Here is a 23637-nt window from a genome sequence, read left to right on the forward strand (position 1 = left end):
GGGGAACGCTGGCACAACACGAACGTCACGCGTGGGCTCGGGGGAACGCTGGCACAACACGAACGTCACGCGTGGGCTCGGGGGAACGCTGGCACAACACGAACGTCACGCGTGGGCTCGGGGAGCCCACCCTACGGAAAAGTGAGCGTCAATAATGAAAAAGGGCCGGAGCCCGTGAGGGATCCGGCCCTTCTTGCGAACGAAGGAATTACGCCGCCAGCAGCTGGCGCAGCACGAACGGCAGGATGCCGCCATGCTTGTAGTAATCCACTTCGATCGGCGTATCGATGCGCAGCAGCACCGACGTTTCCCTGGTCGAGCCGTCGGCGCGGTGGATCACGAGGGTCGCCTGCATCTGCGGACGGATCTCGCCTTCCAGGCCCTTCAGGTCATAGGTCTCGTTGCCGGTAATGCCCAGGGTGTCGACGCTGTCGTCGCCCAGGAATTGCAGCGGCAGCACGCCCATGCCGACCAGGTTCGAACGGTGGATGCGCTCGAACGAACGGGCGATCACGGCCTTCACGCCCAGCAGCTGGGTGCCCTTGGCCGCCCAGTCGCGCGAGGAGCCGGTGCCGTACTCTTCGCCCGCGAAGATCATCGTCGGGGTGCCTTCCGCGATGTACTTCATGGCCGCGTCGTAGATCGACAGCTGTTCGCCGCCCGGCTGGTGGATGGTGATGCCGCCCTCGACCGCGGAACCGTCGGCCTTCGGCGGGATCATCCTGTTCTTGATGCGGACGTTCGCGAACGTACCGCGCATCATGATCTCGTGGTTGCCGCGGCGCGAGCCGTACGAGTTGAAGTCGGCCTTGATGACGCCGTGGTCCTTCAGCCATTTACCGGCCGGACCGTCTTCCTTGATCGAACCGGCCGGGGAGATGTGGTCGGTGGTGATCGAGTCGCCGAAGACGCCCAGCGCGCGCGCGCCCTGGACGCCTGCGGCGGCTGCTTTCGGGGTCATCTCGAAGTCGCTGAAGAACGGCGGCTCGGCGATGTAGGTCGACTCCGGCCAGTCGTAGACCTGGCCCGACACCGACGATACGGCTTCCCACAGTGCGCCCGGGTTGCCCTTGACGTCCGCGTAGTTGGACTTGAAGACGTCCGAGTTCATCGCGTACTTCATCAGGTCGTGGATCTCCTGCGAGGTCGGCCAGATGTCGCCCAGGTAGACGTCGACGCCGTCCTGGCCCTTGCCGACCGGTTCCGTCATCAGGTCGCGCGTGACGTTGCCGGCGATCGCATAGGCGACGACCAGCGGCGGCGAGGCCAGGAAGTTGGAGCGGATGTTCGGGTGGATGCGCGCCTCGAAGTTACGGTTGCCCGACAGGACGGCGGCGGCGATGATGTCGTTCGACGTGATCGCGGCGTTCAGTTCCGGCGTCAGGTCGCCCGCGTTGCCGATGCAGGTGGTGCAGCCGTACGCCGTCAGGCCGAAGCCCAGCTGGGTCAGGTAAGGCAGCAGGCCGGTCGCTTCCAGGTAGTTGGTGACGACGCGCGAGCCCGGGGCCAGCGAGGTCTTGATGTGCGGCGCGACCGTGAGGCCTTTCTCGACGGCCTTCTTGGCCAGCAGGCCGGCGGCCAGCAGCACGCTCGGGTTCGACGTGTTGGTGCACGACGTGATGGCGGCGATCAGCACGTCGCCGTTCTTCACGCGCAGGCCATTGGTCGTTTCGTAGACCTTCGACAGGTCGTCCGGCGACTTGTTGAAGCCGTTTTCGCTCGTCGGCTTGGAGAACAGGTCGGAGAAGTTGGCCTTCACGTTGCCCAGCTCGATACGGTCCTGCGGACGCTTCGGACCGGCCAGCGACGGGGTGACGGTCGACAGGTCCAGGTGCAGCACGCGGGTGTAGTCGATCTCGCCTACGTGCGGGATGCCGAACAGTTGCTGGGACTTGAAGTAGTTTTCGAAGGCGGCCAGTTCTTCCTCGGTGCGGCCGGTGCCGCGGAGGTACTCGACGGTCTTGTCGTCGACCGGGAAGAAGCCCATCGTCGCGCCGTATTCCGGCGCCATGTTGCCGATGGTGGCGCGGTCGGTGGTCGACAGCGTGGCCGTGCCTTCGCCGAAGAATTCCACGAACTTGCCGACGACCTTCTCCTTGCGCAGCATTTCGGTGATGGTCAGGACCAGGTCGGTCGCGGTGCAGCCTTCGCGCAGCACGCCGGTCAGGTTGACGCCGATGACGTCCGGGGTCAGGAAGTACACCGGCTGGCCCAGCATGCCGGCTTCCGCTTCGATGCCGCCTACGCCCCAGCCGACGACACCGACGCCGTTGATCATGGTGGTGTGCGAGTCGGTGCCGACCAGCGTGTCCGGGTAGTACATGGAGCCGTTCTTCATCACGCCGCGGGCCAGGTACTCCAGGTTCACCTGGTGCACGATGCCGAAGCCCGGGGGCACGACGCCGAACGTGTCGAATGCCTGCATGCCCCACTTCATGAACTGGTAGCGCTCGTTATTGCGCTGGAACTCGATCTTCATGTTCAGGTCGAGCGCGTCCGGGGTGCGGAAGTGGTCGATGGTGACCGAGTGGTCGACGACCAGGTCCACCGGGACGAGCGGCTCGATCTTCTTCGGATCGGCGCCGGTCTTGGCGGCCACGTTGCGCATCGCAGCCAGGTCGGCCAGCAGCGGCACGCCGGTGAAGTCCTGCAGGACGACGCGGGCGACGACGAACGGAATCTCTTCGGTGCGGGCGGCGGTCGGACCCCAGTTCGCCAGCTGGCGGACGTGCTCTTCGGTCACCTTCTTGCCGTCGCAGTTGCGCAGCACGGATTCGAGGACGATGCGGATCGACACCGGCAGGCGCGACAGGTTCACACCCAGCGCTTCGCCCAGTGCCGGCAACGAGTGGAACTGGCCGGTCTGGCCCGCCGCGAGCGGGAATTCCTTGAGCGTGTTAAAGGTATTGCGAGACATATGCTCTCCTGTTTAAAAAGGATTTTGTTGTTACATACAACTCGTCAGCAATGCCAGTCGGCATCAGCTTTTCTTTTCGTCAGGCGCGGCAGCCACGACCGGCTTGGCCTGTTCGGCATCCTTGCATTCGTTGGCGAGCTGGCGGTTCTGCTTCGAATCGAGCAGGATACCCTTCGACGGGATACCGATCCAGACGAGGCCGAGCTTCGCGTTCTCGTAGCGTTTCGCGCCCGTGGTCGTGCCGACCTTGTCCATGAGGCGCAGGCGGTTCTGCCAGCGCAGGACGATGTGGCTGTCGTCCATCAGGTTGCGGTAGATGGTGACCTTGTTGTTCAGCTCGCAGGAGTATTCGGCCATCGTCGTGTCGGTGAGGTCCGGTACCGGCTCGTCGTCCACGATTTCCTGCTTCGGCGCTTCCTTCTTCGCCTTCTTGTGCTTGGGGGATTTTGCTTTTTCCTTCGGGACCTTGGTGGCCTTGGGACGGGCTTCCTTGGGGGAAGCGGATGCCGGCGCGCAAAGACCGGCAGCCGCGAGCGCGAGAGCGCTGGCGGCGAGCATGTGTTTCAGAGTGATGGCCATCAGATGGATTCCGGTTGATTGACGAGTGCCGCCGCGGCATCCGGCAGCGCAAGGCCGGCCAGCTTCGCGCGCTGCAACACCGTCCAATAATATCGGTAGCTGGCACGGTCGTGCAAGCGGCCACCGTGGGCAATCGGACCCCAATCCTTCGCCATCGCCGCGAGCAGGATATTCGTCGCCTCGTTCACCTCCGCCAGGCGCGGCGTGAAGGCCTTGACGATCGGCTTGATCTGGTCGGGGTGGATGCTCCACATGCGCGTGAATCCGAATTCGGCGGCGGCACGCTGGGCATCGTTGGCGACGACCGCACTGTCCTTGATCTCGGTCGTCACATTATGCGAAGGGACTTTGTCATGCGCATGACATGCCGCAACCATCTCCAGTTTCGCCCGGACGACGAGGGGATGGGTAAATTGACCCGGYGTACGCATCGCGGCGGCCGGAATCGCGCCGTAATGTGCCGAGACGAAATCCATGATGCCGAACGACAGGCTTTCGACCTGGGGCAGGGCGGCGATGGCGTACACGTCGTGCAGGGCGCCGTGCGTTTCGATCAGGACGTGCAGCGGGAGGAAGTGCCGCCCCGCCCTGGCCGCCGCCTGGTTGACGACGTCCTGCGCGCGCAGGACGTCTTCCAGGCTGTCCGGCTTGGGCAGCACGACGTAGGCGAGCTTTTGCGCGGCGGCGCCCACGATGACCCCGACGTCCTGCGTAAAGTACGGGCTCGTGACGTCGTGCAGGCGCGCGCCGATGCGGTTGAAGCGGTTGTCGGCGCCATTGACGAGCGTCGCCACCAGCTCGGCGTGGGCGCGCTCGTTGCCGGCGCTGGCGCCGTCTTCGCAGTCGAAGGTGATGTCGAACAGGGCACCAAGCTCTTGTTGCAGGGCCATCGATTTGCGCATCAGCTTCTCGCTGCCGGCATAGTGGTCGCAGGCAGGGAGCAGCAGCGGCTGGCGTTGGCCCTGGAATAAAACCTCGGAAGGATGCATTGTGTGATCCTGGCAGATTACATTGTAGGGCGGGCATGTCATGTCGGGGGCATGAAATACGGGCCCACGCGAACGTCAACGCATCGCAAACGTCACGCGTGGGCTCCCCGAGCCCACCAAACGTATGCGTTACCGGATTACTTGCCCAGCAGGTGAGCGACGCCGGCGCGCTCTTCGCTCAGTTCGTTCAGCGTCAGGTTGATGCGTTCCTGCGAGAACTGGTCGATTTCCAGGCCCTGGACGATCTTGTACTCGCCGTTTTCGGTGGTCACCGGGTAGCCGAAGACGATGCCTTCCGGAATGCCGTACGAACCGTCCGACGGCACGCCCATCGTGGTCCACTTGCCGTTGGTGCCCAGCAGCCAGTCATGCACATGGTCGATGGCGGCGTTGGCGGCCGAGGCTGCCGACGATGCGCCGCGGGCGTCAATGATGGCGGCGCCGCGCTTGCCGACGGTCGGCAGGAACGTGTTGGCGTTCCATTCCTGGTCGTTGATCAGGTCCTTGACCGACTTGCCGTCGACCGTGGCGAAACGGTAGTCGGCGTACATGGTCGGCGAGTGGTTGCCCCAGACGACCATCTTCTCGATGTCGCCGACGGCCTTGCCGGTTTTGGCGGCAACTTGCGACAGGGCGCGGTTGTGGTCCAGGCGCAGCATGGCGGTGAAGTTCTTGGCCGGCAGATTCGGGGCCGATTTCATCGCGATGTGGGCGTTGGTGTTGGCCGGGTTGCCGACGACCAGCACTTTGACGTCACGCGAGGCGACGGCGTCCAGCGCCTTGCCCTGCACCGTGAAGATCTGGGCGTTGGCTTCCAGCAGGTCTTTACGTTCCATGCCCGGGCCACGCGGACGGGCGCCGACCAGCAGGGCGACGTCAACATCCTTGAAGGCGGTCATCGGATCGCTGTGGGCGGACATGCCGGCCAGCAGCGGGAATGCGCAGTCTTCCAGTTCCATCATGACGCCTTTCAGCGCCTTCTGTGCCTTTTCGTTGTCGATTTCGAGCAGCTGCAGAATGACCGGCTGGTCCTTGCCCAGCATGTCGCCGTTGGCGATGCGGAACAGCAGGGAATAGCCGATCTGGCCGGCCGCGCCGGTGACGGCAACGCGCTTAGGGGTTTTAGCCATGATGAATCTCCAAAGTTTGGGAATGAAAACGGGGCGACGCCGAGGATACGCCTGTTTGGGAAAACCGCAATGATACCAAAAGCGCCATCCCCTGGCGGGCGTGCGACGCATCGCCGACAAGGGGCGCCCACGCTCGATCGATCGCGAGTGTAGTCTCGCCATATTCCATCTGTCAATTCATATCATATGTCTTATATAAGACACATAATCTTGGCATCTTCGCACTGGACGCAGGGTGGGATTTATGAAAAAATCGCGGTCTATGAACCAAGCCTCGTCCAATCCGAACAGCAATGGCGCCTCGAATACAGGCGCCGGCGGCGCTGTCGACGGCGCGGCGCCGTCCCAGGCTGGCATGTCCCCCACGGGCACGTCCCCCACGGGCACGTCCCCCACGGGCACGTCCCCCACATTTTCTCCACTTTACCAGCAGATCAAGGGTCTCATCACGCAGAGCCTGCAGTCCGGTGAATGGAAACCGGGCGAACTGATCCCCAGCGAAGTCGAACTGGCGTCCCGTTACAAGGTCAGCCAGGGCACCGTACGCAAGGCCATCGACGAGCTCGCCGCCGAGCACCTCGTCGTGCGCCGCCAGGGCAAGGGCACGTTCGTTGCCACCCATAACGAGGCGCGTGCCCACTTCCGCTTCCTCAAGCTGATGCCCGACGAGGGCGTCCCCCAGCATTTCGATCACGAATACCTCGAGGTCAAGCGCATCCGTGCGCCGGCCGAGGTGGCGCGCCTGCTCGACCTGAAGTCCGGCGACGCCGTCGTCTATATCAAGCGCCTGATGAGCGATGGCGGCACGCCCACGATCCTCGAGGAACTGTGGCTGCCGGGGCAGTTGTTCAAGGGACTGACGGCGGAACGCCTGGCGGAGTACAAGGGTCCGATGTATGGCCTGTTCGAATCCGAATTCGGCACGCGCATGATCCGCGCGTCGGAAAAAATCCGGGCGGTGGCGGCGGATGCGCCAACGGCACAGGCGCTGAAAGTGGCGGAAGGAACGCCGCTGCTGTGCGCGGATCGGGTGTCGTATACGTATGGAGATAAAGCTGTGGAATTGCGTCGCGGATTGTATCTGACAGCGAAGCATCATTACCAGAACGAATTGTCCTGAAACGTGTTTGTGCCGGCTCCTTGCTGGTGCATGAATCGTTGGCAGCGATTACAATGCGTTGGTTTTGGGCAAGCGTCGGAAGGCCAAAACCAGAACCGGTTCAATATATAAAATCAGTCAGTTTTAAGGGAGGTGTTCCATGTCCGAAGCCGTGAAAAACGTGCAAAAAAGAGGGCAGCCGATCCGTAATGTGAGCATTACGGACATCACGATGAATTACAAGCAGCCGCCGTCGGCGATCGTCTCGATCCTGCACCGCATCAGCGGCTTCGTGCTGTTCCTGTTCCTGCCGTTCCTGCTGTACCTGTTCGAACAGAGCCTCCGTTCCGAGATCTCGTTCGCCCACTTCGCGGGCATCGTCAGCCACCCGTTCACGAAGATCGTCATCCTGGGCCTGTCCTGGGGCTACCTGCACCATTTCTGCGCCGGTATCCGCCACCTGTTCATGGACAACCACATGGCCCTGGACAAGGACGCCTCGCAGCGCACCGCCCGCTACGTGCTGGCCGTCAGCCTCGCCCTGACCGTGCTGGTCGCTCTCAAACTGTTCGGAGTGTTTTAATCATGACTACCCCCAAGAACATCGGACAGCGCCGCCTCGTCGTCGGCGCGCACTACGGCATGCGCGACTGGCTGGCGCAGCGCGTGACGGCCATCGTGATGGTCGTCTTCACCGTCATCCTGCTGGTCTCGTTCCTGACCGGCCAGAACTTCACCTACGAAGGCTGGGCCGGCCTGTTCGCCCGCCAGTGGTTCAAGCTCTTCACGATGGTCACGTTCTTCGGCCTGTTCTACCACGTGTGGGTCGGTATCCGTGACATCTGGATGGACTACGTCAAACCGGTCGGCATCCGCCTGACCCTGCAGATCGCCACGGTGCTCTGGCTGCTCGCCTGCGCCGCCTGGACTGTGCAAATTCTCTGGAGCGTGTAATCGTGGCAGCAATCAACACCAACATCCCTGTCCGCCATTTCGACGTCGTCATCGTCGGCGCCGGCGGTTCCGGCCTGCGCGCGGCGCTGCAATTGTCYGAAGCCGGCCTGAACGTGGCCGTGCTGTCGAAAGTCTTCCCGACCCGTTCCCACACCGTCGCCGCACAGGGCGGCATCGGTGCCTCGCTGGGCAACATGAGCGAGGACGACTGGTACTGGCACATGTTCGACACCGTCAAGGGTTCGGACTACCTGGGCGACCAGGACGCCATCGAATTCATGTGCCGCGAAGCCCCGAAGGTCGTGTACGAGCTGGAGCACTTCGGCATGCCGTTCGACCGCAACCCGGACGGCACGATCTACCAGCGTCCGTTCGGCGGCCACACCGCGAACTTCGGCGARAAGCCGGTGCAGCGCGCCTGCGCCGCCGCCGACCGTACCGGCCACGCGCTGCTGCACACGCTGTATCAACGTAACGTCCGYTCGCGCACGCACTTCTTCGTCGAGTGGCAGGCGCTGGACCTCGTGCGCAATTCGGATGGCGACGTGCTCGGCGTCGTCGCGCTGGAAATGGAAACGGGCGACGTCATGATGCTGCAGGCGAAAACGACCGTGTTCGCCACGGGCGGCGCCGGYCGTATCTTCGCCGCGTCGACCAATGCCTTCATCAACACCGGCGACGGCCTGGGCATGGCGGCGCGTGCCGGCATCCCGCTGCAGGACATGGAGTTCTGGCAGTTCCACCCGACCGGCGTGGCCGGCGCGGGCGTGCTGATCACGGAAGGCGTGCGCGGCGAGGGCGGTATCCTCATCAACAGCAACGGCGAACGCTTCATGGAGCGCTACGCCCCGACGCTGAAAGACCTGGCGCCGCGCGACTTCGTGTCGCGCTCGATGGACCAGGAGATCAAGGAAGGCCGCGGCGTCGGCCCGAACAAGGACCACGTGCTGCTGGACCTGCGCCACATCGGTGCCGATACGATCCGCAAGCGCCTGCCGTCGATTCTCGAAATCGGCCACAAGTTCGCCAACGTCGACGCGACCAAGGAACCGATCCCGGTCGTGCCCACGATCCACTACCAGATGGGCGGCATCCCGACCAATATCCAYGGCCAGGTCGTCACCCCGGACGGCAGCGGCGGCCAGAAGATCGTCAACGGCCTGTACGCGATCGGCGAATGYTCGTGCGTGTCGGTGCACGGCGCCAACCGCCTGGGCACGAACTCGCTGCTGGACCTKGTCGTGTTCGGCCGCGCGGCCGGCAACCACATCGTCGCGCAGAACCTGAAGGAGCAGGGCAACCGCGCGCTGCCGAAGGACTTCGCCGACTACGCGCTGGGCCGCCTCAACCGCCTGGAAAMCTCGASKGGYGGCGAGAAGGTGCAGGAYGTGGCCAACGCCATCCGCGCCACCATGCAGAAGCACTGCGGCGTGTTCCGCACGCAGGCGCTGATGGACGAAGGCGTCAAGGAAATCATGAAGCTGGACGAGCGCCGCAAGCACGTCTCGTTCAAGGACAAGTCGAAGGTGTTCAACACGGCGCGCATCGAGGCGATCGAGCTGGACAACCTGATCGAAGTGGCCAAGGCGACCGTCGTGTCGGCCGCGGCGCGCAAGGAATCGCGCGGCGCCCACGCCCACAGCGACTACGAGCAGCGCGACGATGTGAACTGGATGAAGCACACCCTGTTCTACTCGGAAGGCAACCGTCTCGACTACAAGCCGGTCGTGACCAAGCCGCTCACCGTCGACACGTTCAAACCGAAGCCCCGCACGTTCTAATTTAGGTACCAACAATGGCACGCACAGTCCAACTGAAGATCTACCGCTACGATCCGGACAAGGATTCGAAGCCCTATATGCAAGACGTCACCGTCGAGCTGAAAGACACCGACAAGATGCTGCTGGACGTCCTGCAGCGCATCAAGTCMGACGTCGACGATTCGCTCGCGCTGCGCCGCTCCTGCCGCGAAGGCGTGTGCGGTTCGGACGCGATGAACATCAACGGCAAGAACGGCCTGGCCTGCACGACGAATTTGAACGAGCTGACCCAGCCGATCGTGCTGCGTCCGCTGCCGGGCCTGCCGGTCATCCGCGACCTGATCGTGGACATGACCAACTTCTTCAAGCAGTACCACTCGATCAAGCCTTACCTGATCAACGACTCGATCCCGCCGGAGAAAGAGCGCCTGCAGTCGCCGGAAGAGCGCGAGGAGCTGGACGGCGTGTACGAGTGCATCCTGTGCGCCTGCTGCTCGACGTCGTGCCCGTCGTTCTGGTGGAAYCCGGACAAGTTCGTCGGCCCGGCCGGCCTGCTGCAGGCGTACCGTTTCATCGCCGACTCGCGCGATGAAGCGACCGCCGAGCGCCTGGACAACCTGGAAGACCCGTACCGCCTGTTCCGCTGCCACTCGATCATGAACTGCACGGACGTGTGCCCGAAGGGGTTGAATCCGAACAAGGCGATCGGCAAGATCAAGGAATTGCTGGTACGCCGCGCGATYTAAGMASGKYTCGAYGGGGAYCGTYAAACGTYCCCGTCAAAAACGWCGTAGGGTGGGCACCCCTGTGCCCACGCGTAACGTTCGCAGATCGCAAACGTCCGCGTGGGCACGTTTCATTTGAGGCCCCCGGCCTCAAATGCCCACCCTACAGCAAAATCCGTTCCGTTTATCCTACGAACGCTTCGAGCAGCCGGTTGAATTCCGCCGCATGCGTGACGTTCATCCCGTGCGACGCGCCGGCGACGCGCCGTTTGTCCACGTGTTCCATCCACTCCGCCAGCCGGTCCACGTTGTCCCGGTACATGCGCGGACTCCGTTCTCCCGCGATCAGCAAGGTCCGGCATTTCACGCCGGCCGCCGCCGTGCGCGTATAGGCCGGCAGCGGATCGCGGAACTGCTTCGGCAGCGTGCCCGCGTTGGCGATCGCCATCGCGCGGAAAGCGGCCGGGCTCTTGCGCCAGATGCCGGGCATGCTGACCGAATCCACGAACATTTCCAGTCCTTCCTCGATCGCACCGTCCGCGATCAGATCGGCAACCCGCTCGCGCACGGCGATCGTCGCCGGCGCCAACGACGCTTCCGGCATCCCGTCGATCTGCAACGGCCCGCCCGGATCGGCGAGCGTCAGCGATTTCACGAGGTAGGGATATTCGCGCGCCAGCTGGAATGCCACGCAGCCGCCGCGCGAATGCCCGACGAGGTGCACCGGGCCGAGATCCATCGCCGTGATGAATTCCGCGAGTTCCGCGACGTGCGTGCTCCAGCTGAACGTGCCCTGCAGCGCGAGGTCGTCCATGGGCCAATAATGGCCGAGACTGACCGACACGCACATGAATCGCTTCGACAGGACGGCCGTCTGGCTGGTCCAGTAACGGTAGTCGCACAGCGATCCATGCACGAACACCAGCGGTTCGCCGGCACCGTGCGTGACATAGGGCACGCGCGTGCCGGACGGGATGGTCGCAAAATAGACCTCGGGTACTGACAGGGCTTGCAAGTCGGTTCGTGCGTTCATGGTGTGCTCCTTTGCCGTTACTATGCACCACACCCAATCCCAAGAAAATCGCATATTATTGATTGTATCTATCAGATTTTCTGAACTCTATGAAAGCACTGGATCTCGACGTCCTGGCCATGATCGTCGCCGTGGCCGATACCGGCAACATCAGCCGCGCGGCGGAAGTGGTGCATCGTTCGCAGTCCGCGGTGAGCATGCAGATCAAGACCCTGGAGGAGGCGCTCGGCAAGCCGCTGTTCGTGCGCCGGCCGCGCAGCGTGATGCCGACGCAGGATGGCGAGGTCCTGCTGACGTACGCCCGGCGCATGCTGGCGCTGCGCGACGAAGCCTGGGCCGCCGTGGTGCGGCCGGACATCACCGGCCGCGTCGTCATCGGCGTGCCCGACGACTATGCCTCGTCGCTGCTGCCATCCATCCTCAAGAAGTTCTCCGCCACTTATCCGAAAGTGCAGATCCAGGTCGTAGGCCTGCCCAGCGTGGCGCTCGCGCCGCTCGTCAGGGATGGTTCGGTCGACCTCGTGTGCGCGACGCGCGTGAAAGGCCTGTCGGGAGAATTCATCCGGTTCGAACCGATGGTCTGGGCCGCGACGCCCAGCGCCCGCGACCTCTGGAAGGAGCGCCCGTTGCCGATCGCCGTGTTTCTGCCGGGGAGCGTGGCGCGGGAAAATGCGATCCGCAGCCTGGAGCGGGCCAGGATTCCTTACCGCACGTCGTACGAGAGCCCGAGCCTGATGGGATTGCTGAGCATGGTCGAGGCGGGACTCGCCGTGGCGCCCCTCGCGCGCTGCGCCGTGCCCGCGCACCTGACCCTGGTCGGCCAGGCGCAGGGGCTGCCGGACATCGATCCGCTGGAAGTCGTCCTCGCGCGCAGCACGAAGTCGAAGCGGCCGCCGTGCGATTTCCTTGCTGAAAAGATCATGTCGGAATTGCGACGCTGAACGGCACATGTTGCGCCGCAGCACAACAAACGGTCGTCTGTTTTCAATTTATAGAATACAATCGGGGGCATATTTGATCCAAGTTACCGCAAAGGTCAGTCATGCCCAGCACCACCCCAGCGCAGGCCGGCAGCCTGCTGCTCATGTCCCGCGAGGACAATTGCCTCATCGCGCGCGTCGACCTGAAGGCCGGCGACGTGGTTTCCATTGATGGCCAGCCGGTGACGCTGCCCGGCGACGTTCGCCTCGGACACAAGGTCGCCCGCCGCGACCTGGCGCCCGGCGACAAGGTGGTGCGTTATGGCGCCATCATCGGCACGGCCACGGCGCCGGTCGCCATCGGTGCGCACATCCATACGCACAATCTCGAAAGCGACTACATCCCGACCTTCACGCTCGAACAGGACGGCAACCACTTCATCGGACACAAAGCACCATGACCACCTCCACCGATCTGGCCAACATCGCCTTGACAGGCTACCCGCGCGCGGACGGGCGCAAGGGGATCCGCAACGTCGTCGTCGTCGCCTACCTCGTCGAGTGCGCGCACCACGTCGCGCGCCTGATCGTCAATAACTTCCCGGACCAGCCGGTGCACCTGATCGGCTTCCCTGGCTGCTACCCCAACGAATACGCCGACAAGATCATGAAGCAGGTGCTGACGCACCCGAACGTCGGCGCGGCGCTGCTGGTGTCGCTGGGCTGCGAGAGCTTCGACAAGGGGGGCCTGGCGCAAACCGTCGCGGATAGTGGACGTCCCGTGCACACGGTGACGATCCAGGACGTCGGCGGCACGCGTTCCGGCGTGCAGGGTGGCGTGGAGTGGGTCCGCTGGGCCGTCGAGGACCTGGCGCGCCAGGAGCGCGTCCCGATGCGCGCCGACGAACTGGTCGTGGCCACGATCTGCGGCGGCTCCGACAGCACCAGCGGCATCACGGCCAATCCCGCCGTGGGCGCGGCGTTCGACCAGCTGATCGCGGCCGGCAGCGCCTGCGTGTTCGAGGAGACCGGTGAACTGGTCGGCTGCGAGTTCCACATGAAGCGCCGCGCCCTCACGCCCGAGCTGGGCGACGAGATCGTGCGGACGGTGGAGAAAGCCTCGCGCTACTACACGATCATGGGCCACGGCAGTTTCGCGCCGGGCAATGCGGACGGGGGCCTGACGACGCAGGAAGAAAAATCGCTGGGTGCCTACGCGAAGAGCGGCGCCTCGCCGATCGTCGGTATCCTGAAGCCGGGCGACCAGGCCCCCACCGGCGGCCTGTACCTGCTGGACGTGGTGCCGGACGGCGAGCCGCGCTTCGGCTTCCCGAACATCTCCGACAACGCCGAGATCGTCGAGCTGATTTCCTGCGGTGCGCACGTGACGCTGTTCACCACGGGCCGCGGCTCGGTGGTGGGTTCCGCGATCGCACCCGTCATCAAGGTGTGCGCGAATCCGCGCACGTACGAACGGCTGGCCGACGACATGGACGTGAACGCCGGCCGCATCCTGACGGGCGAAGCCAGCATCGAGCAGGTCGGCACCGAGATCGTGGACCTGATCGCGCGCGTCGCCAACGGCGAGTGCACGCGCTCGGAAGAACTGGGCCACCAGGAATTCATCCTCACCTACAAGCAGTTCGAGCCCATCGGTCCTGGCTGCCTGCCCCTGAAAGCAGCCTAAGGAGAAGCGAACAACATGAACGTCACCGAACAAGGCAAACTGCCGCGCAGCAGCCTCGCCGTCACGAAACTCGGTCTCGGCTGCGCGCAGCTGGGCGGGTTGTTCGACCCGATGGCCGAAGCCGACGCCTATGCGCTGGTCGATGCCGCCTGGGACCTGGGCATCCGTTATTTCGACACGGCGCCGTACTACGGCTTCACGCTGTCCGAGCACAGGCTGGGCGCGGCGCTGCGCGCGCGTCCGCGCGACGAATGGGTGATCAGCACCAAGGCCGGCCGCCTGATGCGGCCCGATCCGGGCGTGCAGCCGGGCGAGTGCGGCTGGGCGCAACCGCTGCCGTTCCGGCCGCACTACGACTATACCTACGATGCCATCCTGCGCTCGCATGAAGACAGCCTGCAGCGCCTGGGACTGGACCGCGTCGACATTTTGTACGTGCACGACATCGGCCGCGTCACCCATGGCGACAAGCATGCGCACTACTGGGAACAGCTGACGCTAGGTGGCGGCCTGCGTGCGCTGGAGCGCCTGCGTGACGAGGGCGCGATCAAGGCCTTCGGCCTCGGCGTCAACGAGTGGGAAATCATCGCCGACGCCATGGACGTGTGCGCGCTCGATTGCGTGCTGCTGGCCGGCCGCTACACGCTGCTGGAACAGGCCTCGCTGGTGCCGCTGATGGACCGTTGCGCGCGCGCAGGCACGAGTGTCGTGATCGGCGGCCCGTTCAACTCCGGCATCCTGGCCGGCACGAACAAATTCAATTACGAAGATGCGCCGGCCGCCGTCGTGGAGCGGGTGCAGGCCCTCGCCGCCGTCTGCCGCGACGTCGGCGTGCCGCTGCAGGCGGCCGCGCTGCAATTCCCGATGGCCCACCCGGCCGTGGTGTCGTGCATCCCGGGCGCACAGGGCATCGCCCAGTTGCGCCAGAACGCGCACTGGTTTTCCCAGCCGATCCCGGCTGCTCTGTGGGAGGCGCTCAGGAGCGCCGGTCTGCTGGAGCGGAACGCGCCCGTGCCTGCTGCGTAAATCATCAACGAAACACAATACAACCGTATCAAAGGAAATACATGAAACTGCTGCGATTTGGCCCGAAGGGCAACGAGAAGCCTGGCCTGCTGGACGCCGACGGCGTGATCCGTGACCTGTCCGGCGTGCTGCCCGACCTGACTTCCGCTCAACTGGCCGCCGGTGCGCTGGCCCGCCTGGCCGACGTCGACCCGAGCCGCCTGCCGGCCGTCGCCCAACCGGTCCGTTACGCACCGGTCGTCGCCGACATCGGCAAGCTGATCTGCGTCGGCCTGAACTACTCGGACCACGCGGCCGAATCGGGCATGGCGGTGCCGGCCGAGCCGGTGCTGTTCATGAAGGCCACCAGTTCCATCATCGGCTGCAACGACGCCGTCGTGCTGCCGCGCGATTCCGTCAAGAGCGACTGGGAAGTCGAACTGGGCGTCGTGATCGGCAAGCGCGCCCGCTACGTCGACGAAGCCGACGCCCTCGACTACGTGGCCGGCTACTGCGTGGTGAACGACCTGTCCGAGCGCGAGTACCAGCTGGAGCGCGGCGGCCAGTGGGACAAGGGCAAGGGCTGCGACACGTTCGGCCCGGTCGGTCCTTACCTCGTGACGAAGGACGAAGTGCCCGATCCGCAGAACCTGGGCATGTGGCTGGAAGTGAACGGCAAGCGCTACCAGGCCGGCAATACCCGCACGATGGTGTTCACCGTCGCGCACCTGGTCAGCTACATCAGCCGTTTCATGACCCTGCAGCCGGGCGACGTCATCAGCACCGGCACGCCGCCGGGCGTGGGCCTGGGCCAGAAGCCGGACCCGGTCTACCTGAAGGCGGGCGACGTCATGCGCCTCGGTATCGACGGGCTGGGCGAACAGGAGCAGACCGTCCACGCCTGGAACGAGGCACTGATCGACGGCTGAAGCCGTCGCATACTGAACAACAGGCGACATGGCGGCCAGTCATGATCGCCGCACGGAGACTTTGCAGACATGATCGATTCATCCTCGCGGCAGTACCGGTTTTCCCTCGTGATGATCACCTCGCTGTTTTTCATGTGGGGATTCGTCCATAACCTCGATCCGATCCTGATCCCGCACCTGCGGCGCTCGTTCAGCCTGTCGGTGCTGCAGTCCTCGCTGGTGGATTCGGCCGTGTTCATCGCCTACTTCGTGATGGCGCTGCCGGCCGGCATGCTGATCCGCCGGGCGGGCTACAAGTTCGCCATGATCACCGGCCTGATGCTGTTCGCGACCGGCTCGCTGATGTTCATTCCCGCCGCGAACACGCAGCTGTACGTCGTGTTCCTGGGCGCGCTGTTCACCATCGCCTGCGGCCTGACGATCCTGGAAACGGCCGCCAACCCGTACATGACCCTGCTGGGCAGCCCGGAGAAGGCCGCGCAGCGCCTCAATCTGGCGCAATCGTTCAACGGCCTGGCCACGATGGTGGCCCCGCTGATCGGCGCGCGCCTGATCCTCGTGCACGGCGCGAGCGACGCACAGCTGGCAGCCATGCCCGAGGCGGCGCGCGCGGCGGCGCTGGCGGCGGAAGCCTCCAGCGTGAAAGGACCGTACATGCTGCTGGGCCTCGTCATCCTGGCGATGGCCGTCGTGTTCTACTTCCTGAAGCTGCCGCAGGTAGGTGCGGAGTCCGGCGCCCAGGGCGGCGCCGCGCCGGCCAAGAGCACGCTCGGCGAGGCGTTCCGGGTGCCCTCGATCCGTCGCGGCGCCAWCGCGCAATTCTTCTACGTCGGCGCGCAGGTGTGCGTATCCAGCTTCTTCATCCTGTACGCCACCAAGGCAGCGGGCGTGTCGTCCGTGACCGCGGCCGACTACCTGGGCCTGGGCTACGGCCTGGCCTTCATGGGCGGCCGATTCATCGGCACCGCGCTGATGCGCATCATCGCGCCGGCACGCCTGCTGTGGATGTATGCGCTGGCCGCCACCGTGCTGGCGGCGGTTGCGATGTTCTCGCATGGATACGTCAGCATCGCGGCCGTGATCGGGATCGCATTCTTCATGTCGATCATGTTCCCCACCATCTTCTCGCTGGGCCTGAACAACGCCGGCCACCACGCCGACATGGGCAGTGGCCTGATCATCATGTCCATCGTCGGCGGCGCGCTGCTGCCGCCGCTGTTCGGCTTCATCAGCGACCGGACGGACAACGTGCAGTTCGGCTACGCGGTGCCGCTGGTGTGCTATGTCGTCGTCGCCTGGTTCGCGCGCGCGTCGCTGCGGCAGAACAGCCGCGACACCCGTGCGGCCACCGTATCCATGGGAGCCACCGAACGTGTTTAAACTGAATGGCAAGAAGGCCGTCGTCACGGGCGGCGGCAGCGGCATCGGCAAAGCGATCGCCAAGCTGTTTGCGCAACAGGGCGCTTTCGTCCACGTGATCGACCTGAACGACGCCGCCTGCGCGGACGTCGTGCGCGAGATCCGCGAGGAGGGCGGCCAGGTCGCCGCCCACGCCGTCGACGTGACGCGCCAGGCCGATGTCGGTGCGTGCATGGGCGAGATCGGACCGTTCGGCATCCTCGTCAACAATGCCGGCATCGCCCACATCGGCAAGGCGGACAACACGGACGAAGCGGACTTCGACCGTGTCATGAACGTCAACGTCAAGGGCGTCTACAACTGCCTGCACGAAGCCATCCCGCAGCTGCGCGCGAACGGCGGCGGCGTCATCGTCAACATGGCCTCCGTCGCGGCCTGGGTGGGTATCCGCGAGCGCTTCGCGTATTCCACCGCGAAGGGCGCCGTCATGGCGATGACGCTGTCCGTCGCCAAGGATTACCTGCAGGATGGGATCCGCTGCAATTCGATCTCGCCGGGCCGCGTGCACACGCCGTTCGTGGACGGCTTCCTGGCGCGCACGTATCCGGGCCGGGAAGCGGAGATGTTCGCCCAGTTGTCGAAGACGCAGCCCATCGGGCGCATGGCCAAGTCGGAAGAAGTGGCCGCGCTGGCGCTGTACCTGTGCAGCGACGAGGCGTCGTTCATTACCGGGACCGATTATCCGATCGACGGCGGGTTCATCACGCTGAACAACTGAATCCGGACGAAGAAGCAAGGACGGCCGGCGGCAACCGCGACGCGGTGGTCCGCCGGCCGTTGCACTTGGCTGTACCTGCTGCTGGCTGCATGTTGCCGACGATGGCCCTGCCGCGGCGGTTCAACCCGATGGCATATTTCATTGGCGCCGTTGAACGTTTCCATAACGAACGTGCTGGTCGCCATGCAGCTTAATAGTTGCATCCTGCGCTCATATGTTTTAAATTTATAGAATACAAGCGCTGTGCCCGTGTATTTCCATACCCGGCAGCCGATAACCAACCTGGAAAGCGAATAAATGAGTCTGATGAAGAGTGTCGTATGCGTGGCCCCCGGCGAACTGCGTCTCGGGGAAGTGCCGATCCCCACGCCCGCCGCCAACGAAGTGCTGCTGCGCGTGCGTCGCATCGGCGTATGCGGCACCGACATGCACATCTTCCGCGGCACGCAACCGTTCCTGCAGTATCCCCGCGTGATGGGGCATGAGTTGTCCGGCGAAGTCGTGACGGCACCGGCCGGATCGGGCCTCGCGGCGGGCGACCAGGTGTTCGTCATGCCCTACCTGTCGTGCGGCGAATGCGTCGCCTGCCGCAAGGGCAAGACCAATTGCTGCACGAAGATCCAGGTGCTGGGCGTGCACCGCGACGGCGGCATGGCCGAGTACCTGACCGTGCCGGCGCAGTTCGTCCTCAAGTCCGAAGGCGTCTCGCTCGACGATGCCGCCATGCTGGAATTCCTCGCCATCGGCATGCATGCGGTGCGCCGCGGTGCCGTGGCGGCCGGCCAGCGTGTGCTGGTCGTCGGCGCGGGACCGATCGGCGTGGCGCTCGCGCTGTTCGCGTCGCTCAAGGGCGGCGAGGTGACGGTGCTCGACACGCGCGCCGACCGGCTGGGCTTCTGCAAGGATGTGCTGAAGGTCGCGCACACCGTGATGGCGGGCGAGGGCGACCTTGATGCGCTGCGCGGCATCACGCACGGCGACTTCTTCGACGTCGTGTTCGACGCCACCGGCAACATCAAGGCCATGGAACGGGGCCTCGACTTCGTCGCGCACGGCGGCACCTACGTCCTCGTGTCGATCGTGCCGGAGCGGATCTCGTTCGCCGATCCTGAATTCCACAAGCGCGAGACCACGCTGATGGGCAGCCGCAACGCGACCGTGGACGATTTCCGCGAAGTGCTGGCGGCGATGAAGGCGGGGCTCGTGCCGACGCTCGCGATGAACACCCATCGCACCACGCTGGACGAATTCGTCAACACGCTGCCGACCTGGATGGACCCGGCCAGCGGCGTGATCAAGGCGATCGTCGAGGTGTAAACGGCGCCGCCGCTTCCGCCAGGGTGCTGGAGTTCAAGTAAAATGATGCATTGTCTACACGGACTGGCCGCGAGCGCGGCCGCTTCCCGACTTCATGGCCCGACCTCCAACTATCTTCAGACGCAGCGCCAACCTGCTGTTGCAGCACATCGCCAGCCACGTGGCTGTCGGCGATCCCCTTCCGACCGAGCAGAGCATGGCGGAACTGGGCGAGGGCAGCCGCACGGCGATCCGCAGCGTCCTGGCGCATTTCCACGAACGTGGCCTGATCAGCGACCTGAAGGATCGCCGTCTGCTGCGCAAGCCGGCGCACGAGGATTACTTCGACCTGGACGAATTGCGCACGGGCGCCGACCGCATCCGCGACGTGCTGATGGAGCGGATCTACCACGGCGACATGCCGCCGGGCGCCGAGTTCTCGGAAACGGAACTGGCGCGCGCGGCCGGCACGAGCACGATCAGCGTGCGCGAATTCCTGATCGGCTTTTCGCATTCCGGCCTGATCGAAAAGAAGCCGCGCGGCGGCTGGCGCCTGTGCGCGTTCGACCGCTCGTTCGCGATGGAGCTGGCGGATGTGCGCCAGATGTTCGAGTTCTCCGCCATCGACCGCTTCGCGGGCCTGGCGACGGACGACCCGGCGTTTTCCGAGCTGAGCCAACTGATCGCACGGCACGAGCAGCTGGGTTCCGTCATGCCGACGCACCACAAGGACTTCCCGTCGCTCGACCGCGACTTCCACGCGTTCCTGATCGGACGCCTGGACAACCGCTTCGCCGAGGACTTCTACGACCTCGTCTCGCTGGTGTTCCACTACCACTACCAGTGGGACAAGGCGGAGGAGTCGGTGCGCAACGAGTATGCCGTACACGAGCACCTGGACATCCTGCGGGCGCTGGCGCGGCGCGACGTCGCGACCGCGCGCGAGGCGATGCGCATCCACTTGAATTCCGCGCGCAGCACCCTGCTGCAATCGATACGCGTAAGAGAAATGAAAGCGCACCCCGGCTGACGGACCGGTGGGCGCGATACCACCAACCGCAACAGGAAGGAGCATGATGCTCGTCGACGCCCACCAACACTTCTGGCAACTCGCAGACCGCAACGGCGCATGGCCGCCGCCCGAGCTTGCCGCCATCTACCGCGATTTCCTGCCAGGCGACCTGGCGCACCTGCTCGAGGCGCACGGCGTTGCCCGGACCGTGCTCGTGCAATCCATGCCGAACGAGGACGACACGCGCTTCATGCTCGGCCTGGCGGAGCGCCATCCGTTCATTGGCGGCGTCGTCGGCTGGGTCGACATGAAGGCACCCGACGCGCCGGCGCGCATCGCGGCGCTCGCGCAAGACCCACTGCTGAAGGGCCTGCGACCGATGCTGCAGGATCTCGACGACGACCGTTGGATCGACGACGCGGCGCTGGCGCCGGCCGTCGACGCCATGCTGCGCCACGGCCTCAGCTTCGATGCCCTGGTCCTGCCGCGCCATCTGCCGGCGCTGCTGGCCTTTGCCACGCGTCATCCTGACCTGCCCATCGTGATCGACCACGGCGCCAAGCCGCTGATCGCGCAGGGCGTCATGGCGCCGTGGCGCGAGGATATCGCACGCCTGGCGGCGCTGCCGCAGGTGTGTTGCAAGCTGTCCGGCCTGGTCACCGAAGCGGGCGCGGACTGGGACATCGAGCGCCTGCGGCCCTACGTCGACCACCTGGTCGCGAGCTTCGGCCCGCAGCGCCTGATCTGGGGCAGCGACTGGCCCGTGCTGAACCTGGCCAGCGACTACGCGGGATGGATCGCCGCCAGCAAGGCGCTGCTGGCGGGCCTGAACGAGGCGGACCGGGCCGCCGTGTTCGGCCTGAACGCCCGGCGTTTCTATCGCCTCGACGACGGCGCGTAATCGTCCGCTTGCCCGCTGGTCGGGCGACGCATGCACATGCCGGCCCTGCGCCGGCATGTTGCTTTCGGCCGCGAGCCGCGTCGAGCCGCGGCCGTCAATCGCTCAGCCGTCGCTGCGCAGCGCGGCGATCGGATCCAGCGCGGCCGCCTGGCGCGCGGGATAGACGCCGAAGCCCACGCCAACCGCCACGCACAGCAGCACGGCCAGCAGCAGGCTGACGGGCGACCACGCGACCGACCACCCAGCCAGCGCGGCGATACTGTAGGCGGCCACGGCGCCGAGCACCATGCCCAGCACGGCGCCGCTGACGGCGATGACGAGCGCCTCGGCGAGGAATTGCTCGACCACGTCGCGGCGGCGGGCGCCCAGCGCGCGCTTCAGGCCGACTTCGCGGCGCCGTTCCAGCACGTTGGCGAGCATGATGTTCATGATGCCGATGCCGCCCACCAGCAGCGACACCGCGGCGATCGAGCTCATGACGATGGTGAAGATGCGCTGCGTCTGCTGGTTCTGGCGGTACAGCCCCATCGGCACGATGAGGTTCGTGTCGTCGACGCCGCCGTGGCGCTGGGTGATCAATGCCTGCAGCACGCGCGCCGCGTCGTCCGGCGCCACCTTGCCGTCCAGCCGCACGCTGATGCCGTCCACCTCGTCCTCGATGCGCCGGAAGCTGAAGCGGGCCCGCGCCGCTTCCCACGGGACGAACAGGCGCTCGTCGTCCAGCCCCAGCTTGACGCCTTCGAATTCCGACTTGCTGGGCGTGCGGTCGGCCAGCACGCCCACCACCTGCAGCCACACGTGATTGAGCTTGATGCGCTGGCCGACCGGCGGCGTTGCGCCGAACAGCGAATGCGCGAGGCGGGCGCCCAGCACGCACACCGGGGCCAGGGTGGCGGCATCGTCCGGCGTGAGCCAGCGGCCCGCCTTCAGCGCCAGGCCGGCATGTTCCGCATACGCCGGCGACACCGCGAATGCGCGCCCGGCAATCACCTGGTCGCCGAACACGAGCTGGTCGACCTTGATTTCCTTTTTCAATGCGACCGAACGCGCGCCCGGCACGACGGACAGCGCCGCCGCGCCATCGGCGGCGGACAGGCCCAGCGAGCGGGTGCGGATATCCTTCAACTGCTCGGCTTCGATACCCTTGCTCTCGACCAGCACGTTGTCCAGTCCGAGTTCCGCAACGAGGCGCAGCGCCTCGCGCTTGCTGCCTTCGCCCACGGCCAGCATGGCGACGATGGCGCCCACGCCGAAAATCATGCCCAGCAAGGTGAGGCCGGTCCGCAGTTTGCGCCGTCGCAGTTCGGCGACGGCTTCCATGATCAATGCCCGGTTCATGTCCTGTTCTCTTTCGGTGGCAGCAGCACGATGCGCGCGCCGGGCGCGAGGCCGCCTTTGATTTCGCTGCGTATGGGGCCGCGCAGGCCCAGTTCGACCTTGTGCCTGACGGGGGCGCCGGCGTCGAGCGTGTACACGGCGTACGAGGCGCCGTCCTGCACGAGCGCGATGTTCGGCACCGTCAGCGCGGACGGCTTGCCGACGAGGCGCACCGTGCCGTGCAGGGCTTGACCCGGTTTCAGGCCGAGCTTGTGCGCCTGGTCGGTGGCGATGGCGGCGTCGAAATCGCTGTACTTGACGGGCGACTCGGGCGAGATCGTGCTGGCGCTGCTGCCGACCCGTGTCACCGTCAAATCCAGTTCCGTGCCGGTCCCGGCCAGGCGTACGCGCACGGGCAGGCMGGGCCTGAGGCCGTATGCCTGGCCCTCGGCCACGCTGAAATGGGCCACGAGCTGGTCGAGGTCGGGCAGGGTGCCGAACGGCTCGCCGGCCATCTGGTTGACGCCGACCTGCGCCTTGGAGCCATCCCAGCGCGCGGCCAGCAGGAAGACGCCGTCGTGCGGCGCCACGAGTTCCAGCGCCTCCAGGCTCTGGCGCTGCTGCGCCGCGTTCTGCATCACGCTGTCGCGCTGCGAGTGCAGCACGGCGTCCTGCGCCGCGGTGCGGGCCTGCGCCTGGCCGCCTTTCCAGTCGAGATAGGTGCGTTTCTTCGAGAGGAATCCGACGTCGGCCAGCGTATCGAGGATCGTGTTGCGGGGGAAGATGCTCAGGTCCACGTTGGCATAGCGCCGGCTCAGGCCGAGATCGTCCTCGACCTTGGCGCGGTCGCCGGCAAGGACGCCGCCCTCGACGGCCGCGGTCCGGCGGTTGGCTTCCTCGGCCAGCGTCTTGCGCAGCAGTTCGACATCGGCCTGGGACAATTCCGAGCGGGCCTGTGGCGCGTCGAACCGGGCAAGCGTCTGTCCTTTCGTCACATTGCTACCGTCCGGCACCATCTCGACGAGCACGCGGCTGCTCCAGCCGCTGCCGGGCACCGCCAGGGGCGTACTGGCCGCGGCCTTGATCTCGCCGTCGACGTCCAGCGTTTCGCTCCACGCCCGCGCGGCCAGGGTTTCGCTGGCGCCGGCGGCCGTCGACGAGGCGCCGTCGCAGCCGGCCAGCAGCGTCGCGGCCAGGGTCAGGCTCGCCGCCAGCGCGGCGGCGGGCTTGGGGATATGCGGCATCGG

Annotated in this window: 22 protein-coding genes; 15 read left to right on the forward strand and 7 right to left on the reverse strand. The window is 65.4% G+C overall.

Going from position 1 to position 23637, the window contains the following annotated elements:
* Nucleotides 1-208 precede the first annotated feature (208 nt).
* The 4 genes from acnA to AC1DYX_RS04160 all read right to left on the reverse strand — a co-directional run bounded on the left by acnA (nucleotide 209) and on the right by AC1DYX_RS04160 (nucleotide 5615).
* Nucleotides 209-2917: an aconitate hydratase AcnA gene (gene acnA / locus AC1DYX_RS04145; RefSeq protein WP_477256562.1), complete on the reverse strand. Its 2709-nt coding sequence runs from the start codon at nucleotides 2915-2917 to the stop codon at nucleotides 209-211.
* Nucleotides 2918-2980: 63 nt separating this feature from the next.
* Nucleotides 2981-3496 (reverse strand): hypothetical protein, encoded by a 516-nt coding sequence (locus AC1DYX_RS04150; protein WP_477256564.1) that lies wholly within the window; start codon nucleotides 3494-3496, stop codon nucleotides 2981-2983.
* Entirely contained in the window at nucleotides 3496-4485 is a 990-nt protein-coding gene (locus tag AC1DYX_RS04155) for an HpcH/HpaI aldolase/citrate lyase family protein (RefSeq protein WP_477256566.1), read from the reverse strand. The genes AC1DYX_RS04150 and AC1DYX_RS04155 overlap by 1 nt, the downstream gene beginning before the upstream one ends.
* 137 nt (nucleotides 4486-4622) lie before the next feature.
* Nucleotides 4623-5615 (reverse strand): malate dehydrogenase, encoded by a 993-nt coding sequence (locus AC1DYX_RS04160; protein WP_477256568.1) that lies wholly within the window; start codon nucleotides 5613-5615, stop codon nucleotides 4623-4625.
* A 262-nt stretch (nucleotides 5616-5877) separates the two neighbouring features.
* Here AC1DYX_RS04160 and AC1DYX_RS04165 point away from each other — a divergent pair, with 262 nt between their 5' ends.
* From AC1DYX_RS04165 to AC1DYX_RS04185, 5 genes are all read left to right on the forward strand, one after another.
* On the forward strand, nucleotides 5878-6735 hold the full coding sequence (locus AC1DYX_RS04165; RefSeq protein WP_477256570.1) for a GntR family transcriptional regulator: 858 nt from the start codon (nucleotides 5878-5880) through the stop codon (nucleotides 6733-6735).
* A 139-nt stretch (nucleotides 6736-6874) separates the two neighbouring features.
* Complete coding sequence (gene sdhC / locus AC1DYX_RS04170; protein WP_477256572.1) at nucleotides 6875-7297, forward strand: succinate dehydrogenase, cytochrome b556 subunit; 423 nt, start codon at nucleotides 6875-6877, stop codon at nucleotides 7295-7297.
* Nucleotides 7298-7299: 2 nt separating this feature from the next.
* Nucleotides 7300-7668 carry a succinate dehydrogenase, hydrophobic membrane anchor protein gene (gene sdhD / locus AC1DYX_RS04175; RefSeq protein WP_477256574.1) on the forward strand — a complete coding sequence of 123 codons (369 nt, stop codon included), beginning with the start codon at nucleotides 7300-7302 and terminating at the stop codon, nucleotides 7666-7668.
* A 2-nt stretch (nucleotides 7669-7670) separates the two neighbouring features.
* Nucleotides 7671-9449, forward strand: coding sequence for a succinate dehydrogenase flavoprotein subunit (gene sdhA, locus AC1DYX_RS04180; RefSeq protein WP_477256576.1), 1779 nt, complete (start codon nucleotides 7671-7673; stop codon nucleotides 9447-9449).
* 14 nt (nucleotides 9450-9463) lie between these two features.
* Complete coding sequence (locus AC1DYX_RS04185) at nucleotides 9464-10174, forward strand: succinate dehydrogenase iron-sulfur subunit (protein WP_477256578.1); 711 nt, start codon at nucleotides 9464-9466, stop codon at nucleotides 10172-10174.
* 163 nt (nucleotides 10175-10337) lie between these two features.
* Here the strand turns inward: AC1DYX_RS04185 and AC1DYX_RS04190 are convergent, their stop codons facing one another.
* Nucleotides 10338-11186 (reverse strand): alpha/beta fold hydrolase, encoded by an 849-nt coding sequence (locus tag AC1DYX_RS04190; RefSeq protein WP_477256579.1) that lies wholly within the window; start codon nucleotides 11184-11186, stop codon nucleotides 10338-10340.
* Nucleotides 11187-11275: 89 nt separating this feature from the next.
* On the opposite strand from AC1DYX_RS04190, the gene AC1DYX_RS04195 reads away from it, so the two are divergent.
* The 10 genes from AC1DYX_RS04195 to AC1DYX_RS04240 all read left to right on the forward strand — a co-directional run bounded on the left by AC1DYX_RS04195 (nucleotide 11276) and on the right by AC1DYX_RS04240 (nucleotide 21073).
* On the forward strand, nucleotides 11276-12127 hold the full coding sequence (locus tag AC1DYX_RS04195; protein ID WP_477256581.1) for a LysR substrate-binding domain-containing protein: 852 nt from the start codon (nucleotides 11276-11278) through the stop codon (nucleotides 12125-12127).
* Between the two features lie 101 nt (nucleotides 12128-12228).
* Nucleotides 12229-12567 (forward strand): UxaA family hydrolase, encoded by a 339-nt coding sequence (locus AC1DYX_RS04200; protein ID WP_477256583.1) that lies wholly within the window; start codon nucleotides 12229-12231, stop codon nucleotides 12565-12567.
* Nucleotides 12564-13793: a UxaA family hydrolase gene (locus AC1DYX_RS04205; protein WP_477256585.1), complete on the forward strand. Its 1230-nt coding sequence runs from the start codon at nucleotides 12564-12566 to the stop codon at nucleotides 13791-13793. The genes AC1DYX_RS04200 and AC1DYX_RS04205 overlap by 4 nt, the downstream gene beginning before the upstream one ends.
* 15 nt (nucleotides 13794-13808) lie before the next feature.
* Nucleotides 13809-14819, forward strand: coding sequence for an aldo/keto reductase (locus AC1DYX_RS04210; protein ID WP_477256587.1), 1011 nt, complete (start codon nucleotides 13809-13811; stop codon nucleotides 14817-14819).
* 41 nt (nucleotides 14820-14860) lie between these two features.
* A complete protein-coding gene (locus tag AC1DYX_RS04215) occupies nucleotides 14861-15727 on the forward strand; it encodes a fumarylacetoacetate hydrolase family protein (protein ID WP_477256589.1) in 867 nt (288 codons plus the stop codon).
* 69 nt (nucleotides 15728-15796) lie between these two features.
* On the forward strand, nucleotides 15797-17107 hold the full coding sequence (gene fucP / locus AC1DYX_RS04220) for an L-fucose:H+ symporter permease (protein WP_477256591.1): 1311 nt from the start codon (nucleotides 15797-15799) through the stop codon (nucleotides 17105-17107).
* Nucleotides 17100-17864 (forward strand): SDR family NAD(P)-dependent oxidoreductase, encoded by a 765-nt coding sequence (locus tag AC1DYX_RS04225; protein WP_477256593.1) that lies wholly within the window; start codon nucleotides 17100-17102, stop codon nucleotides 17862-17864. The genes fucP and AC1DYX_RS04225 overlap by 8 nt, the downstream gene beginning before the upstream one ends.
* 306 nt (nucleotides 17865-18170) lie before the next feature.
* The gene (locus tag AC1DYX_RS04230) at nucleotides 18171-19181 is read left to right on the forward strand and encodes a zinc-binding alcohol dehydrogenase family protein (RefSeq protein WP_477256595.1); all 1011 of its coding nucleotides are present in this window, start codon (nucleotides 18171-18173) and stop codon (nucleotides 19179-19181) included.
* Nucleotides 19182-19275: 94 nt separating this feature from the next.
* Nucleotides 19276-20190 (forward strand): GntR family transcriptional regulator, encoded by a 915-nt coding sequence (locus tag AC1DYX_RS04235; protein WP_477256597.1) that lies wholly within the window; start codon nucleotides 19276-19278, stop codon nucleotides 20188-20190.
* A gap of 43 nt (nucleotides 20191-20233) precedes the next feature.
* Nucleotides 20234-21073, forward strand: a complete 840-nt coding sequence (locus AC1DYX_RS04240; protein WP_477256599.1) for an amidohydrolase family protein — start codon at nucleotides 20234-20236, stop codon at nucleotides 21071-21073.
* 102 nt (nucleotides 21074-21175) lie between these two features.
* Here AC1DYX_RS04240 and AC1DYX_RS04245 read toward each other — a convergent pair whose 3' ends face one another.
* Together AC1DYX_RS04245 and AC1DYX_RS04250 are read right to left on the reverse strand one after the other, a co-directional pair.
* Nucleotides 21176-22411 (reverse strand): ABC transporter permease, encoded by a 1236-nt coding sequence (locus AC1DYX_RS04245; RefSeq protein ID WP_477256601.1) that lies wholly within the window; start codon nucleotides 22409-22411, stop codon nucleotides 21176-21178.
* Nucleotides 22408-23634 carry an efflux RND transporter periplasmic adaptor subunit gene (locus AC1DYX_RS04250; protein ID WP_477256603.1) on the reverse strand — a complete coding sequence of 409 codons (1227 nt, stop codon included), beginning with the start codon at nucleotides 23632-23634 and terminating at the stop codon, nucleotides 22408-22410. The genes AC1DYX_RS04245 and AC1DYX_RS04250 overlap by 4 nt, the downstream gene beginning before the upstream one ends.
* Between the last annotated feature and the right edge of the window lie 3 nt (nucleotides 23635-23637).

It is taken from the genome of Massilia sp. P2_C2 (genome assembly GCF_056404615.1).